Raw genomic sequence first — 25,819 nt, forward strand, 5'->3', positions numbered from 1 at the left:
CACGGGCGCTTTACCCTCCAAAACCATGATTCGCCTCGATCCCGCGTCCGCCAGCCCCGCCGCGCCGCCGACCGTGCCGGCTTGGGCGCTCGCGCCCGGCCGTAACGCTTGCGACGCCGACGCGGCTTTCCGGGCCGGCGACGCCTTGGCGTCGCTCGACACGCTTGCCCGCGCGCAAGCCAGCTGGGCCGGCGCCTGGCGCCAGCGGCTGGCGCTTCGCTGTGCCGCCGCCAGCATGCGGCTCGTCGGCCGCTCCGAGGACGCGGCCGCCCTGCGCGATGCCTGGCACTTGCGCCCGCCCGGCACCGACCCCGGTCCAGCCGGCGCTATTTTTGGCGCCTGGCGGCAGCTGGCGCTGCAGCCGCCTGTCGCCACCGCCGATCGTTTGGCCAAGATCGTCGAGCTGCTCGGACTCCGTTGGGACGGTGCCGCGCTCGCAGCGCTTTGCGTGGAGGTCAATACCCTAGCGGAGTCGCAGCGGCCGGCGCCATTCGCCGCCGCGGCGATCGCCGCTCATGTCGTCGCTATGAGGCCGGATGCCGAGCTCTTTGCCTGGTGGCTGGCCGACGTGGTGCTGGCGCAAAGCCTGCGCTGGCCGCGGCCGCTACCGCTGCTGATCGCCCAGGCCTTTGGTCCGGCTTTTCGCCGCGAGGCCGGCGGCAAGCGCATTCGACCCGGCGAAAAAATTTTTGAGCGCGCGGTCTGCGTCGCGCTGGTCCAAGCGGCGGCGGAGGCCTGCCGGCTGGCCGCCGATTTGTCGCGTTGTGCCGAAAGGCTCATCGCCATCGCACCACAATTGCGCGCCAAGGGCGCCGGCGACGTGATCTTTTCGCTGCTCAACGAAGACGCCGTCTCCGGATCGCTGACGACCAAAAACCTGTCCCGCTTTGCGGCGCGACGCCTGTTCGAGCGGCTGCAACAACTCGATGCCGTGCGCGAGCTTTCCGGCCGCACTACTTTTCGGCTGTTTGGGCTTTAACGATGAGCGAAGCCGCTGCCCGCCGCAAGCCGAACGATCAGCCGGCGCTTCTGGACACCGAGCTTGAGCACCTGCCGCCGGAGCTGCGCTGGCGCGAATGGATGGTCCGCGTCGAAGCGGTGATCTTTGCCGCCAGCGAACCGGTGACACGTAGTGTCCTCGCGCGGGTGGTGGGAAGAAACTGCAATCTCGAGCTGATCATCGACGACATCCGCGCCGAGCTCGCCGGCCGCCCCTATGAGCTGGTCGCGGTCGCCGGCGGCTGGCAACACAGGACCAAAAAAGCCTTTGCCGACGTCATCCGCTCCGCATTCGGCAGCACCGCGGGGCAGGGGTCGAAAGAATTGTCACAATCCGAAGCGCTGGTTTTGATGTGCATTGCCTACTTCCAGCCGATCACCCGTGGCGAGCTCTCCAGCTTCTTCGGCAAGGAGGTGTCGCGGGATCTGATCGGGGTGCTGCGCGCGCAGGAGCTCATCGCCTCGGGGCCGCGCAGCCCGCAGCCCGGGGCGCCCTACACCTATGTGACGACCAAAAATTTTCTGTCGCAGTTCGGGCTCGACACGTTGCGCCAGCTGCCGGATTTCGAGGCGCTCGAGGACGCAGGGCTGCTGTCGAAGGAGAAGCTGCTGGCCGGGGATATACCGATCGGTCTTGGCCGGGGGGAGGGCGACGGCGAAGAGGGCGAGCCAACGACAGGCGTCGTTGAGGATGAGGCGCTCTGAACTGATCGAAAAACAGGTTGCTTACGACAGCTAGCAACTCAGGGCCAAGATGACTGGTCGTGCGGCAGCCGGTCATCGGGATCGTGAACCGCGACATGGTCGCCGTCGACAAGATTGGCCGGAAAGATCACCAGATTGGTGCCGCCGGCGTGACGCAGCGACGGGAACAGGATGCCGCGAAGCCCGGCCGTGATGATCGGGTCCGCGAGCTTCCACGATGGCGGGATTTTTTTGTCGATGCGAGCGATCTGGCGCCAGGCACAATCCCATTCCTGCCAAGCGCTGTCCCAGATTTCCGGGTCGAATCCCTGCGAAAGGTCGGCCACCTCAGCGAGCGTGATCTTGTAGGCGGCAAGCGTTGCCGGCGGGACGATGCTGGCGCCCTGCTTGTATTCGTCAAGAGCCGTCTGGGTCGAACGGGACAGATAGAGTGCTTCGACGCCTGGCCGGTTGAAACGACCGCCGTCGATCGCCGCGCCTGCACCGCTGGTGGGCAGGAAAGCCCATTTGGGTGTCAGATAGCGATGGAAGATCTCGTCCGACCCGACGCGGGTGACTTTCACCCGCGCGCCCCGTTCTCGAGATCCCGGATGAAGGCCAGGACTGCTTCGACCTGGCCGTCCGCGACGAGTTCGGCCGCCGTGCGATGGCCATAGTCGGCGATCGGCTCATTGCGATACCAGTAGATTGCCTTGTCGACGTCGCTGGTGAGCTCCGTCGCGGCCGAGATCACCTTCACCATCTCGCGCATCCGGCCCTGCAGGCGCTCAGATGAGGGATTGCGCAGCGTGTTGCGATGGACGCCGGTCAATTGCGCCAGATTGGCCACCTTCACGCCAAGCGCCTGCGACAGGCGTTTCGGCGAGATATAAGGCGTGCGCGGCTCCTGAAGGCTATCGACAAAGCCTGAGATCGCGGTGGAATGTGCGAGCTGTGCGTGGGCCACGGCAAATCTTCGACCTCTCATATGCACAATATATGCACATTCCAACGCATAGCAAGTGAACAGTGGCCTGGCGCCTTCCAGCGACCTGTTTGTCCTTCCTCATCCTCGCAGCGGTTGCCGGCTGGCGGCAGCAATGCGCCTCAAGTCGGACGCTGGCCGGACCATGGTGGCGCCGTAAAGCGGACGTGCGACACGACGCAGAGGCGACGCTGTCCGGCGACAGCGACGTAAGGATGCGACCGGCGACGAAGGGAACACCCTTCGAAGTAATTCCACTTCCCGCGGACGCCTTGTACGAGTAAGTTAGACTGAGGTACTGAGGCGCTCTAGAAACGTTCGCCAGGTGTGGCAGCTGGAGACGGATTTCCGAAATTGGCCGATAGCTGTTCCGCAATATCGCTGTAGGTACCCGCTTTCTCCACATCACGGGTGAGGGACGCAAACGTCTCCGATTTCTGCCGGGCTAGTCGGAAAGCTTCATGGGTGCGCTTGTCGACATAAGTGACGTCGGCATAGGCTGAGAGACAGGCAAGGTGCCGGTCGTTCAATTCGCTCCCGTCCCATTTCCGCGTATCCGGGTGGAATCTCCTGATGGCGTTGGAAATGATGCCGGACGGCAGGCGGTCCTCCTTCACCCTCGCTATGACGTCCGGAAGCGAGAGGCGGAGTCTTTCGTTCAGCACGCCCAATTTCTTTCGAAACGTGGCCATATCGCCGACATCGGCAACCGTTGTGTCGGGACCAACCTCGGACAAGTCGACACCGACGGCCTCTAATATTCGCAAGGCTGGATTGTCAGTGTGGATCATGCCTGTATGGCGCCGGACTTCTTCCAGAAATTCTCGTGACGCCAGTTCGGGGTCAGGGATACGCTCGTCCCCACGCTCCTGGATATCCGCCGCAAGACGGCCTTGCAGATGCCGAAACTGCAGTTTCATGTCGTCCGGTGTGCGAAGCCGCTCTTTGAGGAGGTCAACGATCTTCGCATCGGAATTGTCTGCGAAACCGGATTTCGATATTGCAATCACCTCCTGGCTTCGTTGTTCCCCCTCGATGAAACCAGCGCGGAGTGCCGACCAGTTTTCCAGGAAGGGCCGAACGAGATCGGCGCCGCTGGCGAGCCGAAACATGCTCTTGGCAACTGTGTTGCGCACCGCCACGGCATCCGCTGCCTTATTCTCGAACGCCGACGCAACTTCAAATGCTTGCAGGTCAAGGATTGAACCAATCAAGTCGTCTTTTCGGTACGAGGCGATGGTAGCGACCATTGGAGTGATTGAAGATAGGCGACGCGCTGCGCCACCACATCCTCGCCTCGATGCGAGAACAGCTCTTCGAAGTGATGCCAACAAAGCAGCAGCACTCCACCGCTTTCTTCGAAGCCTTTTCCGAAAGCCGCAGCACGCTGGCGACGCGCGCTATCCTTGCTCGCTTTGTCTTCCGCGACCTTACCAAGATGCGAGGAATCCAGAGCAACGAATTTCGGCCGAATTAGCAGCATGGGTTGGTCATGTTCATTCGAAGCGACCGCTCTCCGCCCGGTCTTCCTCCAACTCGTCCCGTCGTTCTTTGGCTATCGTTGCGGCAAGCTTGGCGCGCGTTTCCTTAACGGCCGCGATTAGGCCCGGGTTAGGCCCGGTCTCAAGCCGGTCGAGCAAGCGGAGTCGAATTTCGCATTCTGTCGCAAACGACCCTTCAAAGCTTCTTGGCCAGAGGTTTATCGCTTGGAATACCGCGATCGGGTCAGGCGCGCGCTCCAGAAGCGCTTTGATGATTGGCCGCCATTCCAGATCTGCCTTGTCATCGGAGCGGGTGAACAACTGGGCGACGGCAGCGGCAAAGGGATAGCGCAGTTCCGGGTCGGCCGCGCACCATTCCAAGATGACGTCATCTGAAACCACACTGACGGGATTTGGATGGCCGTGCATCACATCCTGGACGATATCGATATTGTTCTCGCGATCCTGGTCGCTACCCGCAGCAAGCTCATCCAGCATGGTTGCAGGTTGGGTCTTGAATAGACCCTGCAAGAAATCGTCGTGGTCCCAGGCATAGACATCGTGTTTCTCAATCGCCGTTTTGAGGTCGCGCCATGCCCTGCGCGCAACGGGAGCGCCCTCCGGTCCGTTTAGGCAGGTCCTCGCAATAACGCCCAGTGTGTGGTCACTGCGATCAATACGCCTGGAGTCTGGCTCGAACGTATGCCGGCTAAGAAGAATGCGGCCAGCCTCAAGCGTTTCAGGCAGTGGCTTTCGCCCTGCGCTGCCGTCCGAATGGAGCCGCATCAAAAGGATTTGCAGGGCGATGGGATTGCCGTCGCGTTTGGCGCCAATCGCAACTACCAGATCACGAAATGCAGGTCCCGGAATTGGATCACAGACGCGCCCGCCAACCAGAACGAAGAAGTCATGGGTGGTGGCCTTGCCAAGCTCTAAGGCGCGATGGAGGCGACCAACACCTGCCTCGTCGATCGTGACGCTCGCCTGAAGATCGACTAGCCATTTGCCGAGCACGGCATCTTCTACGGCTTCGTCAAGGAATACCTGTGTTGCCGTGGGGTCCTTTGTTTGGAGCCCATTTAGGAAACCACGTAGCAGTTGCACATTTGGCTGTTCCGCTGAAGCCACTTGAGCGGCCAATCGCTTCCACATGATGCGCGGTTCGTCTGCGCCCAGGGCAAGTCCCTGCCCAAATTCGAAAAGCCGCCCATGGCCGCCAATGAGTTCCGGAAGGAGTGTGGCGAGCACCTTTTCGTCGGCAGCGACTTCTTTTCCAAATTCCACAACAGCCTCGGCGACGCGCTTCAGCCGCTCGACAATGTCCATTTCGTCATCATCCTCGAAGTCATCAAGGCTGCCGCCTCTTTCTCCGAGCACGATTCCCCGCACGCTATCGATCAAGTCCTTCGGTCTTAGAAATTCCCCCAGTTTGGTAAGGCGTTGCAGTGCCCCGGTATCCAGCATTTTTGCGCTATATCGCCGTGTTTGCCGCGTTGCGATCCAACCCTCGCGCCAGAAACCGTCCTTGGCGATTGCCCTGGAAACGCGCTCCAGCGTGTCGAACTGGCCCGCATTCGCCCACAGGCCCCGAAATTTACGGGCGATGCTTTTCTGTACACGCGCTCTGACTTTGCTGTCGTGTAGAGCGAAAAATTCTGCTGTTCTAAGAACATTGACAAACCACTGATCGTACTCGGCTTTGCTCTTCGGATGGTATCCATAGTCACGCGAGCGCGCGCCGAACTCAAAACTGGAATAGGGCCTGAATTGCTCGGTCGTCATCATGGCTTCCAACGCCTTGACGCCGAGATGGCATTCAACCGGTTTGTCTGATTTTAGAAGTTCTGTCGCTGCGTCGAGGCGCATCGACAACGGTGCGTGGGTCGCGGAAAAAGCGACGTAGAAGAGGGGCGCGATTGCCTTCTCGGCGTCGCTCTCAACCACCTCACCATGCATGCCTGCGAACTTGCACAACAGTGCCACAGAACGTTTGAACAATTCAGCGTCATAGGCGAGCGCATGCAACAGCCGGATAAGAGGTGCGCCGGCCAGCAGCGTATCCCCGTCTGCATTGGCGAAGCTATTCTCAAGCGCGGAAAGTGTTGCTCGAGGCTGTACCGGCGCGACGTTTTCAAGCATCGCGTGGCCAAGCGGATTTAGATTCGACACATCGGAAAGAAGGCCGCCCGGTGCAAGCCAGCCTTTCGCAATCGTCTGCGCCTCCTTGCTGCTGTCGAGGTAGCCAAGACGGCGCGAGAAAGAGCGCAACAGGCGTTCCGATGACCCATTCACGATCGCGGCTTCGATAACGGAATAGGGGATATTCTGAAGAGCCAGCTCCGCTAGCCGATTTGCGATGGCGTGCGGCAAGATCGCGCGCCATTCCCCACGCTTTTGCAAAAGATCGCGCCGCTTTAGTTCGGCCGCCGCAGTGAATACCTGCTGTGCGGTCTTGCCGATCAACCCGCCGAGCACGGGCAGTTCCGCATTTTCGCCCGTCAGGTCTTCCCCCTGAAATGAGTAAATCAGCGAACAAGCTTCCGCGATTTGCAACAGCCCTGCATCATGCTCGTGGCGTTGCTGGAAGAGACGCTTGAACAGTTCGGTGTGAGTGAGGCCAGAGACCGTCTCCGTTTTCTTTACTGTACTCGCAAGTGCAAGCGCTATCCGCGCGTTGCCACCGGAAAACTCGGCAATCCTGCGGCTATCGAGCTGTGATAAGTCCGGGAAGCGCCCCGCCACCAATTTTGCGATCAAAGGCACCGACGATGTTTCCAGCGAGAAAACGTCTGTGCCTTCTGGCTGGTCCTCGCGGATGTCATATTCAACGGTGATGGCGCTGACCGTTGAGCCCGCGGCGCGCACGACCTCCGATAGGTGCCTGTGCGTTTCCGGAGGGCAATTATCGATCACCAAAATCGCGCGCGTGCCGGCCGCGATCAGGTCGGAGGCAAGGCCCTTGGGTTGTGGATCAGGCGCATCTGCAATGTCGGTATAGTAGGCAAGGGAAGGGTCCAGCGCATTCGCGCCCACAGTATTGTCAAACAAGGCTTCGACCAGCCGTGTCTTGCCAACACCTGAAAGGCCGACCAGGCGAACAACCTGCCGTGGATTTCGCAGGGCATCTCGTAGGCGGTTGATGCCATTTACGGCCGACAGGCCTTCACCATCGTCTTTGTTACCCGTCTTGATGCGTGCCTCGTCATCAAGAAGATAGCGTTTATCCGCGCCCGCCGGCACGCTCGACCAGTCCCCGTAAGACTTCCACCCCGGGATGGGCCTTCCAACTCGGGAACGAACCCACGCGATTAACCCCGGATGGTTACGCACCCAGCTCGCAATGCGGTTGCCATCGTAGAAGTCGAGATGCAGCCCTGCGGCATCTCCAATACCTTTCATCGCTTCTGCCATCGCGGCTCGGCGATCGTCTAATGCGGAGTCTGCCGCAGAGCTGGTTGAGCTGACAATGATATAGGCGCCTTCCTTGGTGGCCATTTGCTCAATCACCGGACGAATGAAGCCCTTCGGCTTCATCTCCTTCGGGATTTCCGATGGTGGCATGTTGGGTTTCTTCACCTGAAACCCGGTTGCAGCCCTTGGAATGAAGCCCTCGATGTGGGTCCCGGTGGGCAGCGCCACACGCACATCAAGGCCGCCATCCTTAGCGGTTTGGTTGCCGCCCCAGGTCACGGCTGAGATAGGCAGGTCTGCGCGCAGGAGAGTGGCCTCGCAGAGAAGGCCAATCAGCGTCCGCAAATCCTCGTCGTTCAATGCAGCAATATCGTCGCGGGTAGTTTCAAACATTGGTCGAAACTAGGGGAGAGCTTAACGGCGCGTCAAATGATGTAGTCAAAGCGATAGAAGTTTCCACAAATAGGCCGATCCAGCAAAAACTAAGCGCATAAATGCCCGTCGTGAAAGGTGCTGGCGCGGGAATTTGGTCAGGAGCCAGAATCCGCCTGCCGCTGCTGCGGGGCGTCTTCAAGCGTCTTGATTGCTCGCACTGCTAGGTGCCCATGCCTGGGATGAATTGACCAGGCCCGAAGGAGTTGGATGTCGTTTGCGTTGCCGGAGTGTTCCAGGTTTGCCAGCGCTTTCTCGATTACGTCGTCGATGCGGAAAAACTCAAAATAACCCGTTTGGCGTGTCGGCTGTTCAAGCGCAGCACGGTAGATGGCAGCGATTTCATCTGGAAAATCCCGGGCGAATGATGTCACCAGCGGCTCCGGTCCTGGAAGCCGCTCCGCTCTGTCAATATGCTCGAAGTTCGAACGGAAGAATTCGCCGATAACGGCTGCCGCCACACCATATTCATGCCGCGACAAGACCGCCAGCGGCCCCGCGCAGTTAAGCTTACGTTCGGCCTGTGAGAGGTCATCACGATTCAGCCAATAGATAATCGCACCACAAGCCAGAAACGCCTGATCCGCCGGAGGCTCTGCCTCTGCCGATCGGTCAGGCAACGGATAGTGCAGACGTGCAAGCGCTGCATGCGCCATTTGGAAGGTGCGAACGGCGTCCTGCATCATCACTTCCTTTTTCGGCGGCAGGGCCGTCCATCGCACGATGGCAGGACCGGCGGCTGGGTCGCCGCACTTTGCCACTTCCGCAAGCAAGGGAGCCGAGAACGTCGAATGGCGGTCGACATCCTGCGCTGCCAGTAATAACAATGCGTTGCGGTCATCGCTCGACAAGCCGCCCCACGCTTCCCAATAGGCGCCATCATAGGGATGGTCGAATTGAGCGCTCCACAGTCCAGCGGCAGCGCCAGCCATCAAAGGATCCTCACGGTTCGCCAATACCGCGTCCATTTCGGCCTTGACGTTTGCGACATGCCCGGCCTCGTCATCATCGAGCGCGCCGAGAAATTTCAGCGCATCAATCATGCCTGTTGAATCGAAACCATTATTTGTAGGCATCAAGTCGTGGATGACGTCAATCAAGGCCTGACGTTCATCATCGGTGAGAGCGCGGGCACTCATGCCGGCCGCTTGCATAAGTGCCGAGCGCAATTGATGGGCAGCTTTTGCCCAAATGCGTTTCAGGATAGCCGGCAAAAGGGGGCCGATTGAATCAGCGTCCCGCTGGGAATATCTGTCGAGCTCGATGAGCAAGCCGACCTGGCCGGGGCTCAATGTTTTCTGAACCCAACCGTTCCCGCAGATTGGCCTCAGCCGCGATGTTCGGCCCAGAATAGAGGTGGCCGCTATTGATTGGGTTGCAAATGCATGCAAGGCCGATCTCGCACCCCCCAAACCCGGTGTAACTCATCGCATAGAGGCCGCTACGCAGGTTTATCTTCTGTTTTTTTGCTTCGTCAAAGAGCCTGTTGTATTCCTCGGCCAGCCGATCATCCATCTTTCCAACCAGATCAAGCACTTGATCGAGACGTCGGCCTGCCACAAGTTCACGCGCAATGGCCCCAAGAACCGAGCGGTCCTGGTCTGTCCATTCCTGCAAAGTCTCCGGTTTCGACAGGACGTTCCAGGCGATATCTTTCGATAGGTCAAATCGCACCGTTTCGATCTCTTGCCCGGCACGCGAAAGCACGTCGTCGCAGCGTTGGTTGGCCCAGAGCCGGGCGTCTCCGCCGAATTGCCCGGCAAGGCATGCGCTCACGATCCAGACATCCGAAAGCTTGGACAACACCTGCCGGCGAAGGCCGTCATCATCGATTGCCCCCAGCACGAAGGGCTTCATTTCAAGATGCCGTGACAGGCGCAACGCTGACACCACTGCATCCGGGTTGTCGCCAGCGCGCCGCAAAATCGCCTCGGCGCCGAATACGTTCAGGAACATTTCGTGGCTGAAACTCAGCCGGTCGCCGCGCTTGTCCAAGAGGTTTACGACCTGAAGTGTCTGCAACAGAGCTCCGGAAACACCTTCACGATCTGACAACCTATCAAGATCTCGAACCGACAGGCCGAAGCTTACCCGGTCGGTCATCATCCCTGCGATGCGCGACAGAGCGCGGATACCATCCGAAGCAGCGGGGCCAAGCCTTTCGCGCACATAAGCATCGAACAGGCCGTACTTGGTAGTTCCAGCCGGGAGGTTCTGTCCAAGCTGCCCGACCATCCTTGCCTCAAGGCCGCTTCCCACGGTGTCCAGTAGTTCGGAAAATGCTTCTGCCGATCCATTGCCTGCGGCTTGCCGGGCAATAGCCTGCTTCGTTTTCATGTCGGGCGCCTGCACGCCATAAGTATCTACGGGCAGAAGATCCTTGCGCTCAAGCTCTATCCTGCTCGAAATAACCACCGTTGCATCGTACCGCTTAACGGCGGCAGCGATGCTTCGCGTCAGGCGTTGCCGTTCCGATGGAGTGCATTCGTTGTAACCATCGACCACAAGCAAAAGGGGTCGATCCAGCAAGCCTGCAGCCCGGATCAAGGCAACGGCTGAGCGCGCGTCGAGCAGCGTTGCCTCACGGTTTGCCACCTCCCGCAAATTGCCCTCGAAATCCTTTGCCGGAATGACAATCGGCACATCCCCGCGGGCAAGCGCGATGAGAGCCCCCGTATAGGAAAGAAGGCTTTTGCCGCAGCCGGAAGCGCCCATAAGCAGAAGGTTGCCGCCCGCAATACCCCGTTCGGCAACGATGTCTGATGCAAGCGTCTCACCATCATGCACGCAACTCACCGGGACCATGGCAGACGCAAGCGGGCCGTAGGTGAGCGTGAAAGCCTCGCTATATGCGTTGAGTAGCCGTTCGGCATCCAGCAGTTCTGGGCTCAAGGCTGCATCGAGCGACGGGACTGCGATCAGGCGACGGTGCGCCGCAAATGCGCGCCACCGATCCAATGACCAGCCACGCTGTGCAGCAGCCGACGTAATGAATGCAGGCAAGGCATCGAGGCCGCAAACCGAAACCTTGAAATCACCCTTTGGGACCGTCGAGCCGACTGGGATGGCGGGAACGAATACCAGGGCCGCATAAGGGTAGGGGACCGCTGTTCCGGCAAACGCTGCCATGGCATCACGGAGCGCATTTTTTTCGGCGAGGGCCTGCACGTATAGATTGGGAATTTCTTTCCACCGCCCGGAAGCGCGGCCCACATGCCAGTCGCCGTTTTCCTCACCTCGCACGGCCGACATGAAGCCCTTTGACTCGACAACGAGTGCGCGTTGGTCGAGACCGATAACGAGATCAATCTGCCGGCCACCGAAGTTTACGTTGGCAAGGATAACCGCCGGAATGCCCTGCGCTGTTAGAAACTCGACGGCGCGCGCAAGCACGGCGCGCTCGGAAGCATGCTCGATGGGGGCTCCAATGAAAATTTCGATAGAGGCCACTCGCAACTCTTTAATGCCGGTTCAGCCCGATTATGCACGAAAGGCCGGGGGAACGCCCACCAGAGATTTGTAGATTTCTTACTTGAAAATCGCCTTACCGACGAGGGCAGAGCCAGAGTGTATATCGAAGAACTTCGTGCTATCTGACCGCCTCAGTCCTAGGCTATATGCGATCGCACGGATATAACGGGAGCTTGGAGAAGCTCCAATCCCAAACTGAATATGGCCAAGTGCTGAAGCAAGTTTTGTTTTAGTCTCTACCCCATTTTTTCAAGGTTGTTTTCAACGATGACTACGCCTGCCCATCTCGACTGGCTTGTCGATACCGGCCAGCGGTTGAAAACCGCTGACGGTGTTGAAATTGAAGTTTGGGAGCTTCAGCACGTGGACGATTCGACCGTGCTTTCTGCCTGGGCGAAGCATTTTCGTGAGCACTACGTCGATGACGACATGCTGAAGAAACTTGTCGAGGGAACGGGCAAAACCGCCGGCCAATTTCTTGTTGATACAAAATTTCCCGACGAAAAAGCAGCGCCTGGCCCCAGCGTTCGGTCGGGAGATTTTGCAGAGATTCTTGTCGCCGACTACATTGAATACAAACTCGGATACTGGTGCCCAAGGCAACTTCGCTATGACCAGAAATGGAACCGCAACGAGTCGACGAAGGGTTGCGATGTATTGGGCTTCCAGTTCGTCAAAGATGGTGGCGTTGATCCGAATGACGAGCTCTTTGTCTTTGAGTCCAAGGCGTCAATGTCGGGCAACAAACCTATTAATCGCCTGCAAGATGCCGTAGCCGATTCCGGAAAGGACGTGCTGCGAGAAGCGACGACACTAAATGCCCTCAAACAGCGTTTTCTTGAGCGCGGCGACACAGCACCGGCGCTCAAAGTCCAGCGTTTCCAAGATATTGCGGACCGTCCGTTCAAACGGATCAGCGGCGCGGCGGCGATACTGAACTCGCCTTTGTATGATGAAACGCTGATTTCCCAAACGACCACGGCTGGTCACGTCAACGCTACGAACCTAAAGCTCATCGTCATTCGCGGCGAAGCGCTTATGGATCTTGTCAACGCATTATACGCGAGGGCAGCCAATGAAGCCTGAAGCGAACGCACAGCAAGTACTTGCTGTCACCCGATCAAAAGCTAAAATGTATGAATTTGATGTGCCGCTCGAAGCGCATATCGCCTTGCCGCAGCGGCCAGAGTTATTGTTTTCACTGGCCGTGGGGTTGCTGGGCGATGCCGCTGCCTCTATCGCCGCGGGTGAAGCAGTCGCCGGCCGCGAACAAACCACACATCAGTCTTTGGTGTTCGCAGCAACCTATTTTGAGGCCTACAACGAAAGCCGCCTCGACGGTGACGTGAAGGTTGACTTCTCAATCCTTGGTGCGGCCGCGTATTACCTCGCTGACAGTCCGGGAAGCGCGGTGGTTGTTGCCCGTTGGGCTGAACCTCCCCCTGCCACGCTCGGGTCGGGGTTGGCCCTATTGTCCTACCACCTCCTGCTATCGAACTATGGGCCGATCAGCCCCACCGCTTATCAGGCATATCCAGATCGCATACTTTCCGCGATGGCGTCATACCTTAGTGGTGCTGGCAGCGAGGACGATGCGGTTACGCTTGCCCTGACAGTTCGAGAAGAGGCTTATCGTTCAGGGGATGGACGAGAGCTGTTGTACGCCGATGTGGTGACGGCGATTGTTCGCAAGAAGATCACGAATTCTGCGCGAGCAATCTTACCAGAGGCCTCAGGCCTTGCCCCGGAGGTTTGGCAGCCTGCACTCGAGCGAGCTGCCTTTCCGCGTGAGTTGTGGCCGTCTCAACAACGCATTTGTACGGCGGGCGTGCTTCGTGGCACTTCGGCGATCATCCAGATGCCGACAAGTGCGGGAAAAACCCGAGCAACCGAGTTAATACTGCGTAGCGCCTTTCTCAGCGACCGGGCATCCCTTGCGGTCATCGTCTGTCCGTTTCGCTCGCTCTGCCATGACATTCGTGGCGATATGGCCCGAGCCTTTTCTGGCGAAAATGTCGTGTTGAACGAGGCGACCGATAGCTTTCAGCAAGACCTTACCGTTGAAGCGCTTTGGGAGCAGAGAACAATCCTGATCGTCACGCCGGAAAAGCTTCTCTACCTGCTGCGAACGACACCTGAGCTTGCCCAGCATATTGGCCTCGTCATTTATGACGAAGGGCATCAGTTCGATAGCGGAGCACGCGGCGTCACATACGAACTCCTGCTGACCTCTCTTAAATTATCGCTGTTGGAAAATACCCAGATTGTTTTGATCTCTGCGGTGATAGCGAACGCCCGCAATATTGCCGGCTGGTTGATCGACGACGAGGATGCCGTTGTCGATGGTGCAGGGCTTTTGCCGACTGCGCGTCGCGTCGCATTTGCAAGTTGGCTCGCACAGCTCGGTCGGCTTGAGTATGTAAGCCCACTTGATCCTGACGATACTGAATTCTTCGTGCCTCGCGTGATTAACCGCGTGTTGCTTCAGAAGCTCAAGCCTCGAGCCAAAGACGAGTACTTTCCAAGGGCGGAAGATGGAAATTCAATCGGCCTGTATCTCGGGCTCAAGCTTGTTTCCAAGGGGAGTGTCGCTGTGTTTTGCGGGCGCAAGGACACGGCCGTCAAAATTTGCGCGAATGCCGTCGAAGTGTTTCAGCGGAGTGATGCTTTCAGCCGACCCGTCGAGCAAGCCGATCCCGAGGAGGTGCAAAAGCTGGCTTCGCTATTTTCACGCCAAATCGGAGAAACGGCTTCAACTACGAAGGCAGCAGAGTTGGGAATCTTCCCGCATCATGCCAGTGTGCCGAGTGGGCTGCGCCTTTCGGTTGAGTTCGCCATGAAAACAAACCGCATAAATTTCGTGGTTTGCACGTCGACCCTGGCGCAAGGTGTTAATCTTCCCATCCGCTACCTTATTGTCACCGGGGTCTATCAAGGCGGCGAGCGGATGCTAGTACGGGATTTTCACAATCTCATTGGCCGCGCTGGGCGTGCCGGTATGCACACCGAAGGCAGCATTATTTTCGCTGATACGAAGGTGTTCGATAAAAAACGCCAGAGACGCGAGAGGTGGCGGTGGCGAACCGCAAAGCAGCTGCTGAATCCAGCGAATTCCGAGCCGTCCAGCAGCAGCATATCGGCGATTTTTGGTCCCTTCGAATTCGGCGACCCGGTCAGGAGGGTCAGAATAAACGTCGAAGTCCTTCACACTCTGGTTTTCGATGACGACACGGCTGTTGAAAACACCGTAAATCAGATGATAGCCAATACCCTTGGGGTTCCGGCCAAGCAGTTCCGGCAATTTCTACGAGAGCGTGTGCAGATTGTGCATGGGATAGTATCATTCCTCCTCGCCCATCTGGACTTTGCCGAAGATGGCCTGGCGGAGCGTGCTGTCAATCTCGCCAAGAACACACTTGCTCACTACCTCGCTGATGAAGGGCAGAGGGCGCAATTCGAAACCGTCTTCCAAAGGATTGCTGAGCGTATTCTCGCTGGTGCTGCGACGGAAGACTCGCGAGCAACACTACGGCGGTCGCCTCTGGCCCCGACCACCGTCAATTCCATAAAAGCATGGCTAGAGGCTAGCCGTGGCGCCCTGACGCAGGCCTTCGAGGCTGGGACGCTTCTTGCATCAATGTCCCCTGTGGTCCTGCAGTATAATCGCAGCAACTCGATAACGTCCGTATCCGATCAGACTGTTATGCCACTTATCATTCAGCAGTGGGTAACGGGTGCAACCTTCGCAACGATCTTCCAGTTTCTGGTAGAAAGGAACATTCGTATCGGCGGCAATAACCGCCGCCCAACGGTTGAGGATGCTGTAGCGATTTGCGAGAGCGGACTAGGATACGAAGGCGCAATGATCCTTGCCACCATTGCCGACCTCGCGGAAGGAGATGACGGAGAATTGCCAGGTGCGCTTGCGCTTCTCCAGCAGCAACTAAAGTGCGGATTGCCGTCTCGTGCGGCTCTCGGCTTCTTCGAAGCCGGCTTTGCTGATCGCGTGGTGGCGCAGACGTTAGCCGAGGCTTTTCCAGACGTCGTTGACCGCCAATCCGCGCGAATTGCCGTTCGCGGCAGCGCCGCTCAGACGCGCGAAGTTCTTGACCAATTTCCCTCGTACTTCAGCTCGGTCCTCGACGAGTTACTGACCTAAGGCGCGGCGAAGGAGTATATCCACTGCATCACATATGACGTCATCATGAGGCCAGCACTTTGGCCGACACCGGATATCGCCGCACATCAGGGTATATTACCCCCCGAGTGACGTAACTCAGCCCGCACACCGCACTACGCAACATCTGCGTCGGCACCGACTATCTGTGACCACGGTAGCGTCGGGCCAAAACCTCGAAGTGACAATACGGCTTCCACACCCGGCAGTTCATTAGCCTAAGCCAATGGCAGCTTTCCGCCGCATCTCGGCCATTGAGCTAGCCTGGACTAATCCCAGGAGCGGACGTCCAAGCGCAGTGGTCACGTGTCAGCTTCGCGCGAGAGGCGGACATCGGTTTATCGAGCACAAGGGGCGCTCCGATTGCGATCGGGCTCCCAGCTAGGTGGCTTCGCGAAAGCGCCACGATGCTATGACCGCCGCGTCGAGCCGCCTCCACGGCGAAATATCTACATCCCCGACCTGCACATCAGGCTGAAGGCAAAAGTGCGCAACTTCCACTAGTTGGGATAGATGGACGTTCGGCTATTCTGCCCTGTCAGGAGGCACCTACGGGGCTCTTCTCAGTCGCGGTGCGCGGCGCGTCCTGCGGGGCAGCCGGCGGCGAGCAGTTGGCGCGGAGCCTCGGAACCTGTTGTCAATCTGATCGAGGGTTTCGCGGGCGGTATATGCATTGACCTCAAGAAGATCCTCGAACAAGTCAGTTCCGCGTTCTCGCGTAGCAGGGCCGAGGCGGTGCAACGTGATCGAGATGTCGACAAGCTCGGCGGCGGTCCCCGCTGTGGCGGTTCGAATGTCGCCCAACTCCCCCTTCCAGGTTGCAACTAGCGCAGATGCGATGGCCCCGACCAATTCGGCACCGTCCGGCAGAAGGGTTTGTAGCCGATCGACTATGAAGGTCGACTGGACGGGCGAATGCTTCTCGATGAAGGGAGCAATGACTTCGAGAAGCTCCAGCCATTCCGGTGTAGGCGTTATGTCGTCCACGATGCGGAACAAGTCGGTGATTGCAGACCATGTGCGGTCGTCCGCCCGCGGAATTACCCTCTTCAATATCTCGACGCACGCCCGTCGCCGGACTTCGTCGGGCCAAACGTTGACCGCTGCATAGGCAACCCCGGCAAGCGCTTCGGGCGGTCCCTCTTCGAGAATGGCGTCGACCATCTGGGTCGCCCATGAAAGCTGCGGCTGGACCACAGAGATAAGGCCCGCAAGCTCTCCACGGGCCTGCTGCACCAGTGATGCTTTGTGGCCCTCCCACTCCAGAAGCACGCCTTTCACAAAGTCGGGTATCAGCCACTGCAGATTTGCCAGCAAGATGGCCGCTTCGCGTGATGTCCGCAGGCTGGGGTAGCGCCTGAACAGCTCTACGAGGAATGCATGGAATTTCGAAGGATCTTCGGGTCGTACGTATTGCATAAAGCGCAACATCGCCCCCCACACACGCACATCGTCGCCCTTTTCTAGATGACGCTGGAGCAGCGCCACCAGTTCATCAGGAAGCTTTCGCTGGAGATAGACCCGCGCAAGCACCTCCAAGATGGGGAAATTTCCATGGGGTAGGACGCTGACCCCTCCCATTCCCCACAGCACGGATTCATCGCGGGGAGACTTATTGGAGCCCTCGGAGCCAGTATCAAGAAGAGTTTCTTCGTCATCGTCGTCGACGTTGATCTCGGCCGGCGAGTCCGAGGGCTTGCCCAGCCATCCGCTTAGCAACCCTACGATCTCATCGCTCAGCGGCTTGTCGCGAAGCAGGATGCGCTCAAGGCCGCGCGCAACGCTTCCGCGATATTCCTCTCCACCAAACCCGCGGCTCTCCAGATCGAGGATGATGCGCTCGAACGCAGGTGGATCAGTTACCTCGCCAAGCTCTGCAAGCGCATATCCAGCGGCACGAGTGCCGAACTCCGGATCTAATTGGGGGATGATCTTGAAAGCACGGTAGAGGTTCGCCTTTGCGAAACTCGCAAACTCTCGCGAGAGCTGAACATTCCCGCCCTTCATCCAGTCACGTGGATTGTTCCACTCGGTAGCGTCGGGCAGCCGTTTGAAGGCGTTGACTATCTCCTCGTCCTTTGCCTTGGACATGGAGTCGGCTGACATGGGAGAGCCAATCCAACGCGCCTCGATGCCGTGGTGAACGCGGCGCTCGCCAAACTTGCGCACACCTTCGGCGACTTTCTGCGTCGTCGCCTTGGTCAGCCGCTCGGTCGGCAGGGACTGAAGAAGCTCCAGCTTTAGGTGCTCAATGGCCTGGATGAATCTGCGGCGTTGCTTGGGGTCCCGCTCATCGCCGGGCGATGGACTGTACGATCCGACATAGTCCGAGAACTGCCTTATTTGCTCGTCGGACCAGTGCGCTGCGGCTGCTTCGACGAGACGCCTCGTTGTGCCGCTTCCGTCGTGGATGTCTCCGAGGTGAAGGCGCCTTACATCCCCCATCAAGTATGTTAGCGCGGCGTCGGCCAGCTTATCCGCATGCAGGGCCAGTGTGTGTGCGAACAGGCGATGGGCAGGGACGGAGTCTTCGTGCTGGTGCTCTAAAATCCAGTTCTTTGCAGCCTCTGGATTCTTGCCCGCGAGCGAGTCGAGGGACGTGGTGAAGGCGGCCAGAAGGGCCGGCTCTCCCAGACGACCGGCCTCTTCCTCCTCGAATCTCGGGTCAACTCCATAGGGGATCGCGTAGCCAAGATCGCCGCGCTCGCCTCTGGCATCTCTGAGTGCACCGAGCGCTCTCTGAAGCCACGGCCAGAGGATGCTCAAGAAGTCCTCTGGTCGGGTTCGAGCAATCTCATCGAGCGTGCTGTAGCCATCGCTCTGCTCAAGAAGCTTGTGGAAGGGCTCGGACGGTGAACCGTGCAGGTAGTAGGCGAGGGAACCTTCATCATCTTCTTGATTGGTCGCTGCAGCCCTCGAGGCTGACTCGGCCATCGTCGCCGTCAGCTGCTTGTCCAGCCTCGCCAGCGTTAGCTTCAATGCGACTTCCGGCTGTTCCGCACCGATCGCGGATATGGCATGCTCGAATGCGAAGTCGGCAATGTCCGTGCGCTTGATGACGTCGATTGCCATTTCAAGCTCGGCATCGGTCCACTTGGGCACTTCCTGAAGCACGGCCCAGATGTTTCCGTCATTCTCCTTATCTGAAAGCCACACCGACCTCATCAGTTTCACGACGCTGGCGCTGTCAAACTGCATGGCCCTTATGAGGGTCATTGTCGCTATGCCAACTTCGTCGAGCGTCGTCATCGCCTCTCGAACGGCAGAGTGCTGCAGGCGTTCGAACCAGCCCGGGCTTCCCTGCATGGCTTGAAGGGCAATCCGCCGGGTCGACGAAGACAGTGCGGACCGCATCAGCGGCACTTCGACTTCCGTCGGCGCCGTCTGACTGCCCAGGAACTCGACAAGCAGAAATTTCAGGTGGCGGCGGTCCGCGTGGTTCCAGATGGCTTCGATCTCGGAGGCATAGATCGGAGGATCGACATTGCGAAGGTAGGAGAGGCCCGCCCAAGTCTTCGGCCGGATGAAAAGTGACGCTTGTCGGCCCAGCACATATGCCGACAAGCGACCCTTTTTTTCGGCGAAGGACCGGGCGAGTGCGTGCTCGAACAGCGTCTGGTGCGTGAACCCGACCTTGCTATCTGAACCAAAGTCGGTAAGGATGCCGGCGGCAATCAATGCGGCGACGTTGTCGGGCTCTGTCGCGTATCGCGCGCTCGGAACCCACAAGTTCTCGTGTTCGGCCATGTCTTCGGCTATTCGCGAAGTTAGCGCGGAGAGAGCGCCGCCATTGGTCACTGCGAGAATACGTTCCTTCCAAAGTCGATCGAGCAGCTTCTGATAGTTGGTGAAGTCGTCGGCACCGCCCCCCTCAAGGAGACTGAGAAACGTCTTCAGGGTTTGGGGGAATCTCATGAGTCGTTGCGCGTCCGCGGGCCACCCCGCGGCCTTGACGCCGTTACGCTCGAGGATTTCCAAGACGGTCGACCAAGCCGGCAAGTCGAGGTGAACACTATCCGCACGCACCGTCTTGAGGCGGGTGTCGTGTTCGTACTCGAAAGTTCTCGAAGAGACGACGACATGCACGTTGTCGTCACCGCCTAGCCGCCGAACGATGTTGAGCAATACGTTCAAGCGACCCGTTTTTAGATCGATGTATGTCGCGAGCGCGTCGAGCTGATCGATAATGAGAACGACCGGCCTCATCCTGGCGATGCCTGACAGCAGGGTCGTGACGTTCTGGTCCAACCCAAGCGCTACCCGCAACGCGTCTTCGTCTGCCACCGAAGGATCGATCAGATCGGCCTTGATCGCGAGAAAGGGCAGCTGGCGCTCTCTGAGATGCCGAGCCAGCGTCGCAAGAAGAGCCGACTTGCCCGCGCCTGGCTCGCCCAGCAAGGCGGTCGTCGACCCTTCTGGGCCCTCGATCTTTGCAAGTAGCGTGTCGAGTTCGGGTCGAGGAATCTCGGTGCCGTCAGGCAAGCTCCTCGACCATTCCAAGAGCTCCCGCGACGCTGCCTCGAGAACTTTCAATGATGCACGAGCCGCGGTAAAAACGTTATCTTCGACGACGCTCGTCAACGTGACCCCAAACCTTGAGGACAACAGTTCAGCGAGAGCCGGTTCCGAAGCGCGTGAAACGTCTTCGATCCGCAGCGAGAAGATCATGTGGAACGAACCGCTTTCGGTCCGCTCTAGCTCGATGGTATCGTCGTCGAGGTGTTGTCGCAGGGCCTCTGCGATCTTCTCGCAGCGCTCGAGCGGGAAATCTTTCGCCCGCCCCGCAAACGAAAAAGCAACGCTCACGCGATCCTGCTGCGGTTCGGAAGGTGGTGGCAATCTTTCACGCGGCGGCGCCAGGACCGGCGCCTCTCCCCTGCCTCTCAGCGAGCTCGCCGGATAGCGCTTCATCCTGAGGGCAATTAGCTCGAAGGCAAACGCGGCGGCATGGGCCGCGGCGACCGGCTGGTAGATGGCGTCTTTTTCAGGGTCCTTGCCTTCGCGGGCGTCGGAGATTCCTCGGATGATGATCGCGGGCGTACTTTCCTGTCGCGCTGCAAACAGTGCACCGTAGCCCTCCATTTCGACCGCCTGCGCGTCACCGCAATGCTTCGAAATCTGCAGTTCGAGTTGTGAGGTCGCGTCGGCCGAGACAGCCTCTACCGAAACAATCGGCCCGATAACTGCGCCAGGCGGGTGCGGCTTTGGATAATCCTCGATGCTTGGCAACGTACCCCTGAGTGCAGGACGTATGCGATCCACCCACTCGCCATCCCGTTCAACCTTCGTTGCCAGTTGCACGAGAACCTGGTCGGCGGGGAATCCCGCCGTCCGAGCATTGAACTCGCCGCCCTCATACTTTCCTGAATAGGGAAAATACACTTCACTAGACGCGACCACCGATCCGATCGGAATGTCCTTCTTACGGGACCCGGCCACACCCACAAACACGATCATGTCGAAGGGTCCGCATTCCTGGGCGGGATAGATGACCGACGCCTGTGCCTCAAGATTGCCGGCGCGACTTTCGGCAACGACTACAAGGCAGTCCTCCCCTTCCGAAGAGAAGATTCCGAGCTCAAAAATTTGATGATTGCGAAGGGTCTTGTCCCCCGCCGCCTGCAGGTGCGCGCGTACCGAACGCATCTCGAGCGCAATGGCCGTGACGATGAGGACGCGGCGCAGCCCACGTCGGTCAGCTTCGGCAAAAATCTCGTCGGCGCTTTGGGGGGTCACAGGTCGTCAACAACCTTAAGAAGAACAATCATAACTACTAAACTCGCAGGGCATGAGCAACAGATTCGGATCAACGATCCCCATGCTTCAACCGCAGTTCAAAAGCAGCCATTCGAGCTAGCAGGTGAGGCGGTAGTTCGCGCCACAAGCGGTTTGTTCGCACCTCGCACCTATCTAGCGCTACCGCAATGTTGCTCCAAAGGTCTTCGCAGAACTGCCGTCAGGTCCGTTGGCTTTCAGCCGGGGAGAAGCGACTGCAATCGGGAATCCCAGTTTCCCGCAGGCCCCTCGGATATTCGGATCTGTTCACCGAGCATTCGCGATGGATCCGACCAGCGCTGCTGAACCGGCAGCGATCGTGCCACTCTGGCTCGCGATCGCAATGTTGAGCTGCCGCACTGGGCGTTCATCGACCGTATCGTGCAGACTAATCCTTCCGTCGCCTTGTCCCACTCCCACGGCAACGTCTGACGCGATCGGGAGCCACATCTCGACCGTCGGATCGTTAAGATCGGTGCGATTGGGGGCGGTTAATTTCACGACTGGCCGGCTGCCGACGATGAAGCTTTTCTTCGGCTGGACGATGCGCAGTATGGCGATGCCACGTCGCTCAAGTACACGCATCACCTGCGCACTCGGTTGTCCGATTGTCTGAACTCGAACGTTGCCTACCGTTCGAACCTTGGCTTCGGGCGTCGCCAGCGTTTCGATTTCGTCAAGTCGATGGGGTGCGGCTTGGCGGAGCTCGTCGAGTGTATCCTCAACCATTCGCAGTGCTTCAGCATCGGAGACGTTGGCTCGTTGGGTCTCAGGAGTGCGTCGCCACTGGGTTAGAAAGAATATGTACCAGAGGCGCTTTTGCTCGGATGTAAGGCCGGGAAGCCGGCCCTCCCGTGCCGGCACTAGAATGGATTGCACGACTCCTACAGCCTCGCTCTCAAGAACTGAAAGAGCGTGCTCCATTGCCGGATCCTTGGTCCCAGTTTCAGACAGCGTGCTGTACAGATGACGCTGATGGAACAGTTCAAGAGGCCTTGCGCGGCGAACCGTAACGGGTCGTTCGCGGAGGCGGCACCAGTGCAGCCAGCCATCCGAGTCAGTGAAGCCATTCAGGATCATTTGCGGCACGTAGTGATGGCGCTTGGGAACTGACATCGGTCCGATCGTCTAAGTGCTAGTTGTGATGCGCGGCGGTGCCATCAACAGATTGCCGTCGATACGACGTGGATCGAGAAACTCAGGTCGTCGGATGAGGATCTTAAGCAGGCCACGCAATGCATCGAGCGCCAGGTCCTTCGCCGCCAAATCCCGTTCTGCATGGGCGTCGGCAGCGCCAATTCGTCGTCGAGTGCCATGGACAATGGCTGATCGGGTCGAATAGACCTCCGCGATTGCCTCACTCATGGCTTTCGCACCAGCTTCACCTCCCTCGATACCTGCCAACGCGGCTGCGCGCATCCGGAGCTTCCACGAGATCGCCTGCCCGTCTCCGTCGCCAAGTAAAACCTCAAGGGCGATTGTGGCGTCGAGAATTGCGTCGGCGAGGTCACTGCGCGTCATTGCTGTGTTCAGGCGACGGGTGGCCAAGGCGAGCCTTTCGCCGGTTGAACTTTCTAATGCGTCAAGAAGGCCTGCGACCTTGCGCATCTGCGCCTTGCTGACGAGGGGTAGGTCCGCACGGTTCCAACCAAAATCGTCGAACACCTCGGGATAGCGGCGTGCGCCAACGGCATAAACATTGGGCAGCCCATAATTGTGCCGGTGACGCCAGCCCCTCGCAAGTCGGATTTCCTGCGCATAGCCAGTCTCGATCCCTGTCTCGAGCCGGAGCGCAGCGAATAGCGCATCGATGCGCTCGCGCGCTTCCGATTTGAAGTTCGATAGTGTCTGGCTAAGCTCGATCCAATTGCCGTTCGGCACATCCCATCCGGTAAGCACGAAAGCATGGGTCGCGGCCGCGAGCACTTGGTCATGACCGTTGGCGCCGTAGGCCTTCATCTCCCATCGCGCTCGTTGCAAATCTGGCGACATCCGCATGATATAGGCAGAGGGTCCGAGGCGCACCCGGTCGAAGTCGAACCGGACGAGTGCGATCGGCGCGAGCACCGCAAGCTTCAGGCGCGCGTCGAACAATCCTTTGAAGAGCGGCTTCAGAACGACAGCGCGGGTCGCGTCCGTCGCGGGGGCCGCGCCGAAGCGAAGGAAATGAACATCCACAGCCCGTGCGACCAGAAGGTCGATAGCGACCCTTGCTAACGGATTTTCCGCGTCGGAGCCCGTCGGGGGAATGCGGGCGATTTCGGGATATTCAAGGGAGAACGCTGCCAGCCTCGCCACTGCAGGGAAACGAACGGGTGGAAACCTACCTAACTGACGCGCCTCAAGGTCGTTATAGGGAGGTTCGAGCAGTGAAGCATATTCTAGCGGGCCCGCCCCCGTCCAAGCGCCATCGCCCAAAGATGGCATGCCGTTGTCGCGTAGCGAGAAGGTCGGATATCTGATCACCCGGGACGGTCTTCCGCCCCGTTGTACGCTTCGGCCAGTAGCTCGCCCAATAGTCGCCGTCGCGCGCTCTCCTGGGCGCTTTCCTCATCCATCAAGTTCTCCTAGTCGAGCAGCGACACTAAATAAGCTTCGCGGTTGGTTGCGGCTGTATCATGAGCGGCGACCTGAATCAGGCGCGCAGCGATCTTTCTTGCCATGGTGCGAGCGCTCTTGAGATCCGCGCTCGAAATCTCACCCATCTGACGTCCGTGGACATAGTTGCTGCGAACGTCGAAGAGGTGCCGATATTCCTCGCCAGCGACCGAATCGCAAAGCAGCTTTCCTATTCTACGCACCATCCTATCTGTCGGACGTAGGTTGTTGTGAAGATTGCCCTTCTGTTTAGGCCCGTAGTCAGCTTTGAGACCAAGAGAGGCCTCTACGACCATAAGGTGGGCTAGAAACTCGTCGATGTGATCACTGAGAAAGGCACGGACGAGAAAATGCGCTACTGGTGCAGCCAGCAAAGGTGTCTTACTCGCTATCAGCCAGTCCTCCCATAAGGACTGATTGACCATTGTCGGGAGACCTGAAGCCTCGTCGGCCAAGGTGTAGTGAGCTGGCTGATCCTCCTCGTGGGTCTCGCCATAAACGTCAGTGAAGGCGACCGGTAGCCAGGTCAGCGATGCGTCCTGCGGTGGGGCTTGCATCCGAACGAACAGGTCTCTGTCGGCTGTGTAAATCCACGGTACGCGAAAGCCACGCCAGTCAACTTCGGGGACTTCCGCCCAGTCTTCCCAGGGGGCCAGAAGCATCAGGAATAATGCCTCTTCGACGGCCTCAGGGAATCGCCCCTGGTGCGGCAGAAACGCGCCAAGGTCACGCTTCAGCGGTTTGTACATTATCGGCAGTGCGCGGGCGCCTGGTTCCGCGATCAATGGAATATCCTCCTCGACGATGAGCCAGTGAAAACGGGATAGCCGCTTCCAGTCGACCTTACTTGAGGGGAAAGTTCTTTGGATCCTGTCCGCTTCGGCCAAGTCCATCAGTTCTTTCTCCGAAAATCGCCGCATGCTGCTTCTTCCGAACACTACGTCCGGAGGATTCTCAGCCCAGTCCAAGGGACAAAGATGTACCCGTCGTGCCGTCGGCGCCGTAAAAGCAAGATGAAGCGCCTCCGCCGCTGCAGTCGGTGAGAGTGCCCCTTCAAGCTTGGCTGTCGCCTCTCTGAAATGTATGCCCAAGGACCTCAATGCGTCGCTGATCGCCATGGTGAGCCACAGTTTCGAACCGGCGTTGGGATAGGTCGCCTTGCAATAGTCTACGACGCGGAGAAATGCAGGATGGGCGAAGGGATTATCAGTCGACCGAGGCGTGCCACAAAGTTCGGCAATGATTCTCTCAAGCTCAGACGGCATGACAATTCCCAGAAAGAAACTTGGTGCGTGAGCAGGCTTGGTTGGCAAGAGCCCACCAGGATCCCACTAACAGCACACGTTCCAGATCGCCAAGGCCGTTATTCCCCGGCGTCACGATCCATGAGCCGAGGTGATCAATTGTGGACGCTTTCCCTGATGCGAAATGACCGCCTTGGGTCCGTCATGGGTTCGGTCCCACCGGGTTAATGTCCGCTATCATCATTCTAAACGCCGGGAGCTGCCATTCCCATTCGGCCCCTTTCCAGCCATTCATAATGTCAGCCGGAGCTGCGAAGCCAAGGCTATCGACCTCGAAGAACACACAACGCGCCTCTCCATGTTCGTGCTTTGTACCTCGATGTTGCAACCAAGTTCGAATGTCGCGCCGCCAGCAAAGTAGAAATGTCGCAAAGGGGCAATTCGCAGAGCAGGTCGCAGCAGTTTAGAAGCGCGACAGTGACGCGCTTCTTGGCGCCGACGTGAGTCCCCGATCGGGCGTCAGCTGGTCGGGGTTGCGCAGCCCGATCGGGTGCGGCTCAGT

Annotated in this window: 15 protein-coding genes; 4 read left to right on the forward strand and 11 right to left on the reverse strand. The window is 58.7% G+C overall.

Translation table 11 applies throughout. The features are described 5' to 3' along the window. Window positions 1–25: 25 nt before the first annotated feature. Window positions 26–979 carry a DUF1403 family protein gene (locus tag CIT26_RS30870; protein WP_095496067.1) on the forward strand — a complete coding sequence of 318 codons (954 nt, stop codon included), beginning with the start codon at window positions 26–28 and terminating at the stop codon, window positions 977–979. Between the two features lie 2 nt (window positions 980–981). After that, the gene (scpB, locus tag CIT26_RS30875) at window positions 982–1,704 is read left to right on the forward strand and encodes an SMC-Scp complex subunit ScpB (RefSeq protein WP_095496068.1); all 723 of its coding nucleotides are present in this window, start codon (window positions 982–984) and stop codon (window positions 1,702–1,704) included. Between the two features lie 38 nt (window positions 1,705–1,742). Here scpB and CIT26_RS30880 read toward each other — a convergent pair whose 3' ends face one another. The 7 genes from CIT26_RS30880 to CIT26_RS30910 form a co-directional block, all read right to left on the reverse strand. After that, window positions 1,743–2,267, reverse strand: coding sequence for an RES family NAD+ phosphorylase (locus CIT26_RS30880; RefSeq protein ID WP_095496069.1), 525 nt, complete (start codon window positions 2,265–2,267; stop codon window positions 1,743–1,745). Next, on the reverse strand, window positions 2,264–2,650 hold the full coding sequence (locus CIT26_RS30885; protein WP_095496070.1) for a hypothetical protein: 387 nt from the start codon (window positions 2,648–2,650) through the stop codon (window positions 2,264–2,266). The genes CIT26_RS30880 and CIT26_RS30885 overlap by 4 nt, the downstream gene beginning before the upstream one ends. Window positions 2,651–2,976: 326 nt before the next feature. Next, window positions 2,977–3,918, reverse strand: coding sequence for a hypothetical protein (locus tag CIT26_RS30890; protein ID WP_095496071.1), 942 nt, complete (start codon window positions 3,916–3,918; stop codon window positions 2,977–2,979). Then, window positions 3,879–4,151 (reverse strand): hypothetical protein, encoded by a 273-nt coding sequence (locus tag CIT26_RS36895; protein ID WP_167391596.1) that lies wholly within the window; start codon window positions 4,149–4,151, stop codon window positions 3,879–3,881. Before CIT26_RS36895 ends, CIT26_RS30890 begins: the two co-directional genes overlap by 40 nt. Before the next feature lie 13 nt (window positions 4,152–4,164). Then, window positions 4,165–7,953, reverse strand: coding sequence for a hypothetical protein (locus CIT26_RS30900; protein WP_143747951.1), 3,789 nt, complete (start codon window positions 7,951–7,953; stop codon window positions 4,165–4,167). Window positions 7,954–8,090: 137 nt separating this feature from the next. Then, the gene (locus tag CIT26_RS36900) at window positions 8,091–9,263 is read right to left on the reverse strand and encodes a hypothetical protein (protein ID WP_167391597.1); all 1,173 of its coding nucleotides are present in this window, start codon (window positions 9,261–9,263) and stop codon (window positions 8,091–8,093) included. Next, window positions 9,223–11,442 (reverse strand): NERD domain-containing protein, encoded by a 2,220-nt coding sequence (locus CIT26_RS30910; protein WP_143747953.1) that lies wholly within the window; start codon window positions 11,440–11,442, stop codon window positions 9,223–9,225. The genes CIT26_RS36900 and CIT26_RS30910 overlap by 41 nt, the downstream gene beginning before the upstream one ends. Before the next feature lie 288 nt (window positions 11,443–11,730). On the opposite strand from CIT26_RS30910, the gene CIT26_RS30915 reads away from it, so the two are divergent. Both CIT26_RS30915 and CIT26_RS30920 read left to right on the forward strand, forming a co-directional pair. Then, complete coding sequence (locus tag CIT26_RS30915; RefSeq protein WP_095496076.1) at window positions 11,731–12,549, forward strand: Hachiman antiphage defense system protein HamA; 819 nt, start codon at window positions 11,731–11,733, stop codon at window positions 12,547–12,549. Then, complete coding sequence (locus tag CIT26_RS30920) at window positions 12,539–15,622, forward strand: DEAD/DEAH box helicase (RefSeq protein WP_095496077.1); 3,084 nt, start codon at window positions 12,539–12,541, stop codon at window positions 15,620–15,622. Before CIT26_RS30915 ends, CIT26_RS30920 begins: the two co-directional genes overlap by 11 nt. Window positions 15,623–16,189: 567 nt before the next feature. On the opposite strand, the gene CIT26_RS30925 is transcribed toward CIT26_RS30920, so the two are convergent. From CIT26_RS30925 to CIT26_RS30940, 4 genes are all read right to left on the reverse strand, one after another. Continuing rightward, window positions 16,190–21,376 (reverse strand): phosphorylase family protein, encoded by a 5,187-nt coding sequence (locus CIT26_RS30925; protein ID WP_095496078.1) that lies wholly within the window; start codon window positions 21,374–21,376, stop codon window positions 16,190–16,192. 306 nt (window positions 21,377–21,682) lie between these two features. Continuing rightward, window positions 21,683–22,531 carry a DUF4238 domain-containing protein gene (locus CIT26_RS30930; protein ID WP_095496079.1) on the reverse strand — a complete coding sequence of 283 codons (849 nt, stop codon included), beginning with the start codon at window positions 22,529–22,531 and terminating at the stop codon, window positions 21,683–21,685. A gap of 12 nt (window positions 22,532–22,543) precedes the next feature. After that, complete coding sequence (locus tag CIT26_RS30935; protein ID WP_143747954.1) at window positions 22,544–23,881, reverse strand: HEPN domain-containing protein; 1,338 nt, start codon at window positions 23,879–23,881, stop codon at window positions 22,544–22,546. A 101-nt stretch (window positions 23,882–23,982) separates the two neighbouring features. Beyond that, on the reverse strand, window positions 23,983–25,278 hold the full coding sequence (locus tag CIT26_RS30940) for a hypothetical protein (RefSeq protein WP_143747955.1): 1,296 nt from the start codon (window positions 25,276–25,278) through the stop codon (window positions 23,983–23,985). Between the last annotated feature and the right edge of the window lie 541 nt (window positions 25,279–25,819).

It is taken from the genome of Mesorhizobium temperatum (assembly GCF_002284575.1).
In the GTDB taxonomy this organism is placed as follows: domain Bacteria; phylum Pseudomonadota; class Alphaproteobacteria; order Rhizobiales; family Rhizobiaceae; genus Mesorhizobium; species Mesorhizobium temperatum.